11 protein-coding genes are annotated in these 13,270 nt (G+C 40.1%); 4 read left to right on the top strand and 7 right to left on the bottom strand.

Annotation, left to right across the window (positions count from 1 at the left end):
* The first annotated feature begins 55 nt into the window (after positions 1–55).
* From AB669_RS08790 to AB669_RS08780, 3 genes are all read left to right on the top strand, one after another.
* Positions 56–1,066: a bifunctional oligoribonuclease/PAP phosphatase NrnA gene (locus AB669_RS08790; protein WP_047798889.1), complete on the top strand. Its 1,011-nt coding sequence runs from the start codon at positions 56–58 to the stop codon at positions 1,064–1,066.
* Between the two features lie 39 nt (positions 1,067–1,105).
* Positions 1,106–2,092, top strand: a complete 987-nt coding sequence (locus tag AB669_RS08785) for an FKBP-type peptidyl-prolyl cis-trans isomerase (protein WP_047798888.1) — start codon at positions 1,106–1,108, stop codon at positions 2,090–2,092.
* Between the two features lie 213 nt (positions 2,093–2,305).
* Positions 2,306–3,277, top strand: a complete 972-nt coding sequence (locus tag AB669_RS08780; RefSeq protein ID WP_047798887.1) for an FKBP-type peptidyl-prolyl cis-trans isomerase — start codon at positions 2,306–2,308, stop codon at positions 3,275–3,277.
* Between the two features lie 109 nt (positions 3,278–3,386).
* On the opposite strand, the gene AB669_RS08775 is transcribed toward AB669_RS08780, so the two are convergent.
* From AB669_RS08775 to pgi, 7 genes are all read right to left on the bottom strand, one after another.
* Positions 3,387–3,857: a CYTH domain-containing protein gene (locus AB669_RS08775; RefSeq protein ID WP_047798886.1), complete on the bottom strand. Its 471-nt coding sequence runs from the start codon at positions 3,855–3,857 to the stop codon at positions 3,387–3,389.
* The gene (locus AB669_RS08770; protein WP_082120623.1) at positions 3,857–5,806 is read right to left on the bottom strand and encodes a beta-N-acetylhexosaminidase; all 1,950 of its coding nucleotides are present in this window, start codon (positions 5,804–5,806) and stop codon (positions 3,857–3,859) included. Before AB669_RS08770 ends, AB669_RS08775 begins: the two co-directional genes overlap by 1 nt.
* A gap of 111 nt (positions 5,807–5,917) precedes the next feature.
* Entirely contained in the window at positions 5,918–6,613 is a 696-nt protein-coding gene (locus AB669_RS08765) for a gamma-glutamyl-gamma-aminobutyrate hydrolase family protein (RefSeq protein ID WP_047798885.1), read from the bottom strand.
* A 129-nt stretch (positions 6,614–6,742) separates the two neighbouring features.
* Positions 6,743–7,150 (bottom strand): inner membrane protein YiaA, encoded by a 408-nt coding sequence (yiaA, locus tag AB669_RS08760; RefSeq protein ID WP_047798884.1) that lies wholly within the window; start codon positions 7,148–7,150, stop codon positions 6,743–6,745.
* Between the two features lie 15 nt (positions 7,151–7,165).
* On the bottom strand, positions 7,166–8,590 hold the full coding sequence (locus tag AB669_RS08755; RefSeq protein WP_053058340.1) for a pitrilysin family protein: 1,425 nt from the start codon (positions 8,588–8,590) through the stop codon (positions 7,166–7,168).
* A gap of 31 nt (positions 8,591–8,621) precedes the next feature.
* Positions 8,622–9,935, bottom strand: coding sequence for a pitrilysin family protein (locus tag AB669_RS08750; RefSeq protein WP_047798883.1), 1,314 nt, complete (start codon positions 9,933–9,935; stop codon positions 8,622–8,624).
* A gap of 164 nt (positions 9,936–10,099) precedes the next feature.
* Positions 10,100–11,746 carry a glucose-6-phosphate isomerase gene (gene pgi / locus AB669_RS08745; RefSeq protein WP_047798882.1) on the bottom strand — a complete coding sequence of 549 codons (1,647 nt, stop codon included), beginning with the start codon at positions 11,744–11,746 and terminating at the stop codon, positions 10,100–10,102.
* Between the two features lie 210 nt (positions 11,747–11,956).
* On the opposite strand from pgi, the gene AB669_RS08740 reads away from it, so the two are divergent.
* Entirely contained in the window at positions 11,957–13,261 is a 1,305-nt protein-coding gene (locus tag AB669_RS08740) for an amidohydrolase (RefSeq protein WP_047798881.1), read from the top strand.
* Positions 13,262–13,270: the final 9 nt, after the last annotated feature.

The raw sequence follows: 13,270 nt of genomic DNA, 5'->3' as shown, positions 1-13,270 counted from the left end.
TAGTTAAATACATCTAATAATATTAATTTTTACTTAGCTTTGCAACTCTTAAAATATGATAACACTTACAGAATTAAAATCCTTATTAGCTACTCCACAACGAATTGTGATTACCACGCACCACAAACCTGATGGTGATGCAATGGGTTCTTCACTGGGTCTTTACGGGTATCTGATTCAGAAGGGACATCATGTTAAGGTGATCACTCCAACGGACTATCCAACCTTTTTACATTGGATGCCAAATAATTCGGACGTTATTATTTTTACTGAAGACCAGGAGAAGGCAGCACAGCTGGTGGATGAGGCATCGATCATTTTTTGTCTGGACTTTAATACGCTAAGCCGTATTAATGAGTTAGGTGAATTGGTGAGGGCTTCGAAATCTACAAAAGTGATGATTGACCATCATCTCGAGCCCGAAGATTTTGACGATTACCGCCACTGGGATATTAATGCCTGTGCGGCTGCACAATTAGTTTACGACTTCATCGTAAATCAACTTGAGGACAAAGCCGGGATCAATAAAGATGTTGCATCTTGTTTGTATACGGGGATTATGACAGATTCGGGTTCGTTTCGTTTTGAATCTGCCACGTCGGATGTTTATCGCATTGCGGCAAACCTGATCGACCTTGGTGCCGAGCATTGGAAAATTCATCAGTTGGTTTACGATAATGCCAGCGAAAACCGCTTACGCTTTTTAGGCTATTGTTTATCGAATAAGCTTGAAGTTTTAAGAGAGTTTAATACTGCAATTATATCGGTAACTAAAGAGGAATTGGCACAGTATCATAGTGCTACCGGGGATACGGAAGGTGTTGTAAATTATGCTTTATCAATTAACGGCATTAAACTGGCAGCATTGATTGTGGAGCGTACGGATAAAGTAAAGTTGTCTGTTCGTTCAACCGGAGATTTTCCTGCTAATGAAATCTGTAAGAAATACTTCAATGGAGGGGGGCATAGAAATGCTGCAGGAGGTGCGTCAGACCATAAACTACATGAAGTTGTTGATCAGTTTAAATCTATTTTAGAAGAATACAAGGAACAGCTACTTGCTTAACATTACAAATCAAAACTTTAAAAAGTCAACATAAATTAAATGAAAAAAGGAATAATTATTCTAGCAGCTGCAACTCTAGGTTTAGCAGCATGTAACAAGGAGAAAAAGGGTGCCGGGGGCTTATTGTACACCATTCATCATTCTGATGGTAAAGAAAAAATCAAAGAAGGCGATATCGTTAAAATGAACTTTGTTCAAACCAACGATAAAGATTCAGTTTTATCAAGTACTTATGATAGCGAAATGCCTGCAGTATTTCCTGCGCAAAAGAAAATGTATGCTGGTGACATGAATGATGTACTTACATTATTCGGAGAAGGCGACAGTGCTACATTTAAAGTGAATTTAGATACGATGGCTGCTCAAAGCAAACAACCAAAGCCAGAGCAGTTCAAAAACGATAAATACATCACTTTTACCGTTAAAATCGAAAAAGTATTCAAGAAAAATGCTGGTGAGGCAGATTCAACTTTCCAGAAGAGAGCAACTGAGTTTTTCCAGGCAGATTTCAAAGAAAGAGCTGAAAAACAAAAAGCTGCTGAACCTGCAAAAATCAAAGCTTTTATTGAAGATAATAAGTTAGATGTTAAAACTACGCCAAGTGGTTTAAGCTATGTTATTGAGAAGCCAGGTTCTGCAGAAAAAGCTGTGGCTGGTGATACGATTTTAGTTGACTATACAGGTCGCGTTACTAAAAAGGGCAAGAATGGTATTTACAAAATTTTTGATACCAGCGATGAGAAATTAGATAAAAAAGAAGGTAATACAAGACCAGGTAAACCATACGGCCCACAGAAAATGGCTTTAGGACAAACAGTACCAGGTTTTGATGAGGCTTTACAAATGATTGGTAAAGGTGGAAAAATTAAAGTTATTATTCCATCTAAATTAGGTTATGGTGAGCAAGGTGCTCCACAGGCGGGAATTATGCCGAACAGCCCAATTGTATTTGATCTTGAAATTAAAGATATTATCAAGCCAAAAGCTGGTGCAGCCCCTGTTGCTACAGCCCCGGTTAAGAAATAATAATTCTTAATGTTTTAGAAAGTCCTGCCTAGCAATAGGCGGGACTTTTTTGTGTAAGGGAGTTCTATAGTTTTACATTGGAATTGTGCTTTGATGATTTGTGTTTCTGCTTTTTAACATATTATCGCATATCTTTGTACCGATCAAATCATATCGGGCTTTAACCAATAAGTTGATGGAGCAATCGCTTAGGGTTAAATAACAACATTAAAAATGAAAGGAAAAGTATTAGTTGTTGCATTTGCAGTGACATTGGGACTTGCAGCATGCAATAAATTCGAAAAGGGTGAAGGTGGGATGACCTACAAGATCTATAGCAGTGAAGGAAAACCAAAAATTCAGGAAGGAGACTACGTAAAGTTAAACGGTGTTGAAACTGTTGAAACGACTACCAACCCTGATTCGGTAATGGTTAATACCTATGATAATGAACGGCCTGCTTTTTTTGCGATTACAAAATCAATGTTTCCAGGCGATTTAACTTCCGGATTAAAACTATTAGGAGAGGGGGACAGTGCTGTTTTTAAACTTAATCTTGATTCGATGGAAAAATATTCAGGTACCCCGAATCCAAAGAATTTAAAATCCAAGATTGCCACTTTTACTATCAAAATTGAGAAGGTGTTACACAAGGGAAATGATGTTGATTCGATTTTTGATGCAAAGAAAAGATTGTTTTTTGAGGCAGAATATAAGGCCTTAAATGAGAAAAATAAAGTAGTTGAGCCAGCTAAGATTAAGAAATACATTGATGAGAATAATCTGAAGGTGACTACGGCTCCATCTGGATTAAATTATATTATTGAGCGTCCGGGTAATAGTGAAAGAGCAAGTTTAACTGATACAGTAGTAATGGACTACACGGGCCAGTTTACTAATAAAAAGTCTGACGGAAAATTAAACGTATTCGATACTTCGGATGCGCGAATTGCGAAGGATGCAGGTATATTCTCTGAAAGCGTTCAGTATATTCCACGTAATTTGCCTTTGGGACAGCTCCCTCAGGGGGTAATCCAGGGGATTCAGCTGATTGGTGTTGGTGGTAAGATAAAGATGATTCTGCCATCGAAACTGGCTTTTGGCGAAAACGGTGGAGGGCCATTTAATCCATTTACCCCTTTGGTATTTGACGTTGAACTGAAAAGAATTATTAAGCCGGTTGGTAGTTTGCCGCTAAGCAAATAGCTTTACACGAACGTGTTTAGCAACAAAAAATGCAACCTTAAAGGTTGCATTTTTTGTTAGGGTGTAGTGTTGGATTAATGAGTGATGGAATGGCTGAATTATTGAATTTTCAGGGCCAGTTTTTGAAAGGATTCTGGGTTAAGTTTGAATTGAAGTATTTTTGTTCGTGTGTAACTTCTTTATCAATCCAGATGGGTAAATCAAAGTATTCATCCTCTGAAGACAGTTCTATTTCAGCCACGATCAACCCGCTGTTATCACCGAGAAAAACATCAATTTCCCATAGCTTTTCTTCGTGAACAATTTCATAACGGATTTTTTCAAGTTCCTGATCGGAAAAATGATCCAGTAATTCGAGGGCTTCCTGCAAAGGAACTTCATATTCATATTCCAACCGGGAGGCACCTATTGAAATGCCTTTAATGGTTAACCATCCTTTTGAGTCTGCCACTCTTACTCTAATCGTTTTGTCAGGATTGGTTAAAATGTAACCTTGTCTTAAATGTTTACCTTCTGGCTTGCTTAATTTTTCCCATTCTGAGGGATTTAAAAGGAATTTTCTTTCTATTTCCTTTCCCATTATCTTGATCTTTTTTGTAAATCAGTTACCGGAATACTAATCAGCCTGCCCGCTGGTTGTTTGCCCTTATAAGTGATTATCCTTAAAATGCTTGCGTCTTTTGGCGGGACAATTGCGGCAGTATATTTGGGATAAAAGCGATCGGGAGTAGAATTGTCGAAACTGTAATAAATATCCAGCCCGTCAATTTCCGGTGTAAGTTCGATCATCAATTGCTTGTCTGGAGACCTTTTTACACTAATCATTGGGTCGTAAATGGCAGGAGAATATTTAGTTTCTGCCAAGTCTAATCGTTTGAAATGTTCCTCTGTACGCTGTACGAAGTTTGTCCAGTTTTTCTTTTCGATTGGGCTCCATACTGATTCAGAAATGGCAAAAGCACGAGGCCAAAGCATATATTGTACCTGGCGGAAATTAAAGATCTGTTCTGTCCACAGGTTCGCCTGTCCACCTATTACATATTGTGCATTTACGCTTGCCGGAACGGGATTAAATTGATATGCTTTATTTAGTCTTAGGGAAGCATATACGCGCGGTTCGGTAACTACATCAGCCTGCATGTAATCCAGGTAGGCAAATTCTGTTGGGCTCATCACAACGTTGTGTTTGTCATTAGCTGCCTGAATTCCATATTTCATTCCTCTCCAACTCATCACTGCGGCCGTTGGAGATACACCACCATCGAGGATTTCATCCCAGCCCATAAACTTCTTGCCCTTAGCCATTACAATCTGCTCTACTCTTTTTTCGAAATAAGCCTGCACCTGAGGGATGGTTTTTAAGTTTTCACGTTGCATTAATGCTTTTACCTGATCGTTCTTTTCCCAGAAATTATGGGAAGCTTCATCTCCTCCCATGTGAATATAATCAAAGGGGAAAAGTTGAGCAATTTGCGTGATTACGGTGTCGAGAAAATTATATACTTTTTCATTTGCGGGGCAGAGTGTATTATCAACCAAGGCAATTGGAGGAGCGCCACGGCTCCAGTCCATAATTTTTTCCCCTGAACGTACCTTATAATTTACTGCATCAGGTGTGCAGGAAAGTTCAGGGTAAGATGCGATTATTGCTAAGCTGTGTCCGGGTACATCAATTTCGGGAAGGATATTTACGAAACGTTCCTGAGCATATTGTACCAGTTCTTTAATATCGTCCTGAGTATAGAATCCACCGTAGGTACGAGGTTCATCGGCCGTTGGCGGAACGAAATCGCCGAAAGTGCCTACCTTTTTTACACTCCATGCGCCTACTTCAGTAAGCTTTGGTAAGCCTTTAATTTCGATTCTCCAGCCTTCATCATCTGCTAAGTGCAGGTGTAACAGGTTAAATTTATAACGGACCATATCATCGATGAATCTTTTCACTTCATCTTTGGTAAAAAAGTGGCGTGCCACATCGAACATCAGGCCTCTCCAGCCCAGTTTGGGATAATCCACCACATCAACGCAGGGTAACCTCCATTTCCGGTTGTCGATCAGCTCTTTGCTTTCTATTTCAATGGGGAAAAGTTGTATTAAGGATTGTGCTCCCCAGAATATCCCTGCAGGTTTATTTGCTGTTATGACTATTTGTGTAGGGTTAACATTAAGCTTATAGCCCTCATTTCCCAATTGTGGATCGGCCTGGCTGTTAAGAATCAGTTTAATTGTGGGATGTGTAGCATTATTTACGACACTGACGAATTTTCCCGTTGATGTACCTATGCGGTCGGATAAGAAGGTGATACTTTGTTTAAGTTCGGCACTTTTGACCGCCTGGATGATTACGTTTTCGGGTAAGGTAAATGTACCTGTCTTTTTCATCAAAGATACAGGTTCCGGAATTATGGCAACCGGGGTTTGAGATACTGTACTTTCGGTATCACCGATTTCTGGTTCACTTACTATGTTTTGGGCATATAAATTAGCTACTGCGATGCAGAAGCTAATCATCAGGATTAATTTCTTCATTATTTTTTAAACTGCGGAAAGACCGGGTAAGTATTAACCTGCAATTTATTAAAAAGATTTCAATTCAGATTGTTTTGATTTGGTTGCCTTTCAAATTGGGACTTGTAGCTGTTAGGCGATAATCGCCTGGATAAATGCTTCATGCAGATTTTTGCTAAAAGGAGAGTTTTTATCTAACCGCTCAGGATGCCATTGTATGAAAAGCAGGAAGGACTTGTTATCCGGATGAAGCCTTTCCATTGCTTCAACAACGCCATCTGCAGATATTGCGGCCGCTACCAGGCCTTTACCCGTTTTATCCGTGCTTTGGTGGTGGTTGCTGTTTACAAGGCCCCTGTCGGTATTTACAATGGTGCTTAACCAGGAAGATGGATTGACAATGATTTCATGGTAACGGTCGCTTTTATCGGGCATTTTTGAGTGGTCGAATTTCCCCCAGCTTGGGATATCGGGAATAAGCGTACCGCCAAAGAAAACATTTCCTACCTGAATTCCCCGGCAAATGCCCAACAGGGGTATGTTATTAGCTTCGGTGAATTCCAGTACTTTGAATTCGAACTCATCACGTTTTTCATCTATATCACCCTCATAGCAGTAATGATAGTATTCTGGTAAGTTATAGAATCGTGGATGAACGTCTTCCCCGCCGGTAAGTACAATGCCCTGGCATCTGGTGATTTCATCAAAATTATTTAGTTTGTACCCGAGCTGGATCACCTCAACATCATCGTTGTATGCCATCACCCAGTCGCGGTAAATCGAAAATTTGCTGCAGTCTGTTACACCTATAATAATTTTTTCTGACATGGTTCTCTTTTCCGTAAGGGATACTAAAATATAGAAAAGATTTCAATTACTTAAAGGCCAATCATCATGGCATTATTTGAATTGAGGAGGAAGTTAAAAAAGCAGCCTGTTATGGCTGCTTTTCTGAAGTTAATTTAAGTCTCTGTTTTTATTGATATTCTGACTATCTCTTGTGTTTTTTTGCACAATAATGGCGCCAAAAATGGCCAGTAAAAATGCAAAAGCATAAAATCCCTTTTCGCTTGGGAGCAGCATGGCGTTCCACAAGCCGATAATGAGTAAGGTAATTGTTAACAAGGTGGAAAACCAACTCAAGCCGTAATAGATTTCGGTTACTGGAATCCCTTCGATTCTGTCGCGTACAGCTTTCTGCAATGATATTACAGCAAAAAGGCCAAACATTAGCACAGTAAAATAATATCCTTTTTCGTTAAGTAGCATTTCGGAACGCCAAAGGCCTACGATAAAGCCAATCATCCCGATGCCTAATGCAATCCAGGCAGCTGCCATGAATGCATTTGATGGTTTTTGATTCATTGTTTAGAGTTTAATTTAAGGGTTAGAAGTAGCAGCTATTGGGGCAGCGAAACTATCAAACTGATTTACCGAAAATCCGACTTTCTTTAATCCAGCTTCAAAGGCATCCGTTTTGCCGACTATAACTACGCGTGTGTTATCATGGTTATAGTATTTTTTTGCCACTCTCAGTACATCATCAGTGGTAACAGCATTTAATTTCTGCAGATAGGTACGATAAAAATCTTTCGGTAAATTGTTAATCAGGATGCTGCTGGCAAAACCAGCTGTTCTTGCGGGGTTCTCAAGGCCCAGGGCAAAACTACCATTGTATAAATTTTTAGCATTTTGTAACTCCTCAGCGGATACTTTTTCTGTTCTGATGCTATTGATTTCATGTAGGAACTCTACCACTGCACTATCGACCTTTTCATTTCTAACAGCAGCATTGGCTGAGAATTTCGACTGAAAACGACCTGCACCAGTACTGGAGTATGCGCCATAGGTAAAGCCGTGTTTTTCACGTAAGTTATTAAATAATCTGGATTCAGAACCACCTCCTAAAATCTGATTAGCAAGCAAGACCGGGAAATAATCAGGGTTGCTCATTGGCAAATCAATCAGGTTAACCACCGTAATTTCTGACTGTACAGCATTGCTGACGTTGATAATATCAACTTCTGTTTTTGCAGGATTGCTGACTTTTGCCAATACAGGCAAAGTCAAAGTTGCTCCTTTCCAGTCTCCGAAAGCTTTTTCAGCAAGTGCTTTGGCAGCCTCAGGTTTAATATCTCCAACAAAAGTAAGATAACCGCGAGAGGGTGTAATGTATTTTGCGTAGGCTGCTTTCACATCTGCCAGCGTTAAGGCAGTGATCGAAGCTTCTGTTTCGAACTCACCGTTTGGATGTTTTTTTCCATAGGCCAGTGCATTTACTACCCGGCCAGATATTGCCTTTGCACTTTTTTCGTTGGACTTGAGGCCTGTAAGCGTTTGGGATTTCAGTTTTTCAAATGACCCGGCCGGAAAGGCTGGTTGACGGATACTCTCTGCCATCAGTGCAAATGCCTGTGGAAAGTAGCGCGTTAATGCAGTTGCAGAGCCTCCATTAGAACCGGCACTTACATCTGCCCCAAGCTGATCTACAGCCTCATCAAACTGGGCTTTAGTTTTTGATGTTGTTCCTTCATTTAACATGCTACCCATCAGGTTCACCACACCGGCTTTGCTGCCTTCAGTTATAGGGCCTGCATCTATGCTGTAGCTTGCAGAAACTTTCGGTAGTTTGTGATTTTCCACAACAAGAATGGTAATTCCGTTGGCTAATTTATAGATGGCCGGATCACCGATGGTAATTACCGGCGCGGGGCCCGGTTTCGGCTTTTGGCTGCGATTTATGGTTTGTGCTGAAATGCCTTGAGCCAATAAGGAAACAGCGGCTAATATGAATAATTTTTTCATGATTTTGAATATTGTTATGAAAAGCGATCGCTTATTTCTTTGGTAAGTAATACAAAACAACTCGTTGGTTTTTGCCCAGGTATTTTTTAGCCACGTCTCTTATTTCCTCTCGTGTAATCGATCGGATTACCTCTAATTCTTTATTGATGTCGTTGGTATCCTTATCATGGAAAGTATAGCCTGCTGCAAGGTTTTCGGCCACGCCGAGCATTCTGCTGTTTGCACTTACATAATCGTTTTCGAATTTATTCTGTAATTTTTTATAATCACTTTCGCTTATTAATTCGGTTTGCAAGCGAGCTACCTCTTCATCAATATCTTTCAATAAATCATTTAGTGGCGTATTTTTGTTTGGAAGTGCGAGGGTGATGTAAGCACCATAATCTTCAAGGCTGTAATTAAAGGCGGCAACCTGCAATGCCGTTTTCTTTTCATCGACCATCTTAGTGCTTAATCTTGAACTGCCACCGCCTGATAGAATCGAACTGATCATTCCTAAAATTTTACTATCTCTACTTTTCATTCCCGGAACACGGTATGCAGCGAAAATTGCCGGAATCTGGATATTGGCATCGTAAGCGGTGTCGATGATTTCTTTTGTGATTTCAGGTAAGGTGTACGTTTTACGAACTACCGCTGCACCTTTAGGTACTTCATTAAAATATGATTTAACAAGTGATTTTGTTTTGTCTACGTCTAAATCGCCGGCAATGGTTAGCACTGCATTGTTTGGAACATAGTATTTTTTAAAGAAAGCAATAAATTCATTTAGCTTGGCGGCATTTAAATGTTCCATGGAACCGATCGGCTGCCAACGGTAAGGATGTCCATCAAATAAATGTGAAAAGATTTTTTCTGTGAATTTTCCGTAAGGTGAATTATCGATACGAAGACGTTTTTCTTCTTTAACGACTTCATTCTGAGTTTTAACTCCAGTTTCATTAATTACCGGGTGTAGCATTCTTTCACTTTCCAGCCATAATCCGAGTTCCAGCTGGTTGGACGGAAACACTTCGTAATAAAACGTACGGTCTTGTGATGTATTGGCATTATTCTGCCCACCATTACTGCTCACCAGCTTCATAAATTCACCACGTTTGATATTGTCGGAACCTTCAAACAGTAGGTGTTCGAAGAAATGTGCAAATCCTGTACGCTCTGTTTCCTCGTCCTTTGAGCCTACATGGTACATCACCGAAACGGCAACAACGGGTGCAGTTTTATCCTGGTGAAGAATGACATGCAGGCCATTGTCCAGATCAAATTCTGTAAACTGTACCTTCTGTGCAGAAGCACTAAAGCACAGGCCAGAAATAGCCAGAGCAAAGAGAAATCTTTTTTTCATGAGTATAAATTGTTTTTTAATGATTAGAAATAATCAAAAGCAGGAAGCGAGAGAGCATTTCGTTTGTATATTAATTATCCACTCATTAATATGATTGGATTTGGGCTAAAATAATGCATTTAAATAAAAAAAGCGAGTAATTATACCCGCTTTTTGAATAATTTTTATCTCCAGGCTTTATATTGATTAATTAAGCCGTTTGTAGAACTATCATGACTGGATACTTTCTCCTCGCCTGCTAATTCAGTCAGAATCTTTTTAGCCAGCTGCTTACCCAGTTCCACCCCCCACTGGTCAAAGCTGAATATGTTCCAGATAACGCCCTGAACAAAGATTTTGTGTTCATACATGGCGACCAGGCTTCCTAAAGAGTATGGCGTAATCTTTTTCAATAAAATGGAGTTGGTTGGACTATTGCCTTCAAATACTTTGAAAGGTGCAATTGTTTTAATTTCATCCTCGGACTTACCTTCTTTCTCCAGTTCGGCAGTTACTTCTTCTTCTGTCTTGCCGTTCATCAATGCTTCGGTTTGTGCGAAGAAGTTAGAGAGCAGTATGGGATGGTGATCACCTAAAGGGTTTAAGCTCTGTGCAGGGGCAATAAAATCTGCAGGGATAATTCTGGTGCCCTGGTGAATGAGCTGATAGAAGGCGTGTTGGCCATTCGTTCCGGGCTCACCCCAGATAATCGGACCTGTTTCATAATCTACCTCCTTACCGTTACGATCTACGTGCTTGCCATTACTTTCCATGTCGCCTTGCTGAAAATAGGCTGAAAAGCGGTGCAGGTATTGATCGTAAGGTAAAATTACCTGTGTTTCCGCGTTATAAAAGTTGATGTACCAAACACCTAATAATCCGAGGATTACCGGGATATTAGTTTCGAATTCTGCTGTTTTAAAATGATTGTCGGTAGCATGGGCACCTGCCAGTAGTTGTTTAAAATTATCAAAACCGATGCTTAATGAGATTGAAAGACCAATGGCGCTCCACAGTGAGTAGCGGCCACCAACCCAATCCCAGAATTCAAACATATTTTCGGTGTCGATGCCAAAAGCTGAAACGTCTTTAGCATTTGTAGATAATGCAGCAAAATGTTTTGCAATGTCTTCTTCTTTCCCCCCTTTTTCCAGGAACCAGGAACGTGCAGAATGTGCGTTTGTCATGGTTTCCTGAGTAGTGAAGGTTTTTGATGCTACCAGAAACAATGTTGTTTCGGCATTCAATCCGGATAGTGTTTCAGCAATATGGGTACCATCAATATTTGAAACAAAGTGGATATTCAAATGATTTTTGTAATGCTTCAACGCTTCAGTAACCATTACCGGACCCAGGTCGGAACCACCTATACCAATGTTAACGATATCCGTAATGGCTTTACCCGTATAACCTTTCCATTCGCCGCTGATAATGCTATTGCTGAACTTCTCCATTTTAGCAAGCACTGCATTTACTTCAGGCATCACATCTTTACCATCGACTAATATTGGTGTATTGCTCAGGTTTCTTAATGCGATATGGAGTACTGAACGATCTTCTGTTTCATTGATTTTATCACCCGCGTACATTGATTTGATGGCTTCATCGAGTTTGCACTCACGGGCCAATTGTATTAATAATGCAAGTGTTTCATCACTGATGCGGTTTTTGCTATAGTCTAATAAAATGTCTTCAAAAAAAACAGAAAACTTGTTGTAACGATCTGCATCCTCGGCAAAAAGATCCTTAATGCTTTTTTGATTGATATCGATAAAATGGTCGGCTAAGTATTTATATGCCTCAGTTTCTGTGAAATTTATTTTAGGTAACATAATCTTTCTTTTTTTGTAAAAGTAATAAAGCAAAAATTTAAAATGGTCTTTTTAATGTTCAAAAAACATTAACAAATTTTTAATGCAGGGAAAAATAGTTTTTGCAGGTTGACCGGGTTTAAGTTAAAAGACTATTAAAGTTATCGACTTCTTTTTTTAAAAACTTTTAAATGATTAGTTTAGAGCATCCTTAACCTAAACCCTTCTTTCATGAAAAAAATATACTTATTCGGCTTTAGCATTTTATCATTCAGCACATTTGCTCAAAAATCGCCTTTAAATGTACAGGTTGCAAAAAAAGCCGACGCCATTGAACAAAAGGTAATCTCCTGGCGCAGGGATTTTCATGAACACCCCGAATTGGGCAACCAGGAAGTAAGAACGGCAGGGATTATAGCAAAGCACCTCGCATCTCTAGGTATTACAGTAAGTAAGGGCGTAGCCAAAACTGGTGTTGTTGGGGTTTTGAAGGGTGGTAAGCCAGGTCCTGTGGTTGCTCTTAGAGCAGATATGGACGGTTTGCCAGTAAGCGAAAGGGTGAATATTCCATTTGCATCAAAAGTAAAAACACAATACAACGGCCAGGAAGTTGGGGTAATGCATGCGTGTGGCCACGACAGTCACATAGCGATACTGATGGGAGTTGCTGAAGTTCTGGCAGCTATGCAAAAGGATATTCCGGGTACGGTGAAATTCATTTTTCAGCCTGCTGAAGAAGGTGTACCTGCCGGTGAAGAAGGTGGTGCAGCTTTGATGATTAAGGAAGGCGTACTGGAGAATCCCAAAGTTGAGGCTATTTTTGGCCTTCACATCAATTCGCAAACCGAGGTTGGCAATGTTACCTACAGGCCGGGCGGCACAATGGCGGCTGTTAACGACATGAAAATAACGGTTACCGGTCGTCAGGCCCATGGTGCATACCCCTGGAGCAGTATTGACCCAGTTGTAATTTCTGCGCAGATTATTAACAATTTACAGACCATTGTGAGCCGGAATTTAAATGTAACCGAAAATCCGGGTGTGGTAACCATAGGCGCCATTAACGGTGGTGTCCGTTCTAATATTATTCCAGAAAAAGTGGAAATGTTGGGTACTGTACGCAACTTCAGTAAAGAAGATGAAGCGATGTTTATCGAACGCATTAAAACGATTGCGATGAAAACGGCCGAGGCTGGAGGCGGAACTGCTGAAGTGAAAATCCCATATAGCAACCATTACCCAGTAACTTTTAACAATGTTGTACTAACCGAAAAAATGTTGCCCAGCATGCAGGCCACTGCTGGTAAAGACCACGTGCTGCTAAGGCCACCGGTAACAGGTGCCGAAGATTTTTCATTTTTTCAGGAAAAGGTACCTGGTTTGTTTGTGTTTTTAGGAGGTATGCCAAAGGGCAAAGATCCATTGAAGGCACCTTCGCATCACACGCCAGATTTCTATCTGGATGAAAGTGGTTTTGTTCTGGGGGTGAAGTTGCTGTCAAATTTAACGCTAGACTACATGACCATGAAGAAATAAACATAAATG

The organism is Pedobacter sp. BMA (assembly GCF_001027745.1).
Classification (GTDB): domain Bacteria; phylum Bacteroidota; class Bacteroidia; order Sphingobacteriales; family Sphingobacteriaceae; genus Pedobacter.
Note: the sequence above shows the minus strand (reverse complement) of the source record. Positions and strands in the feature narration are given on the sequence as shown.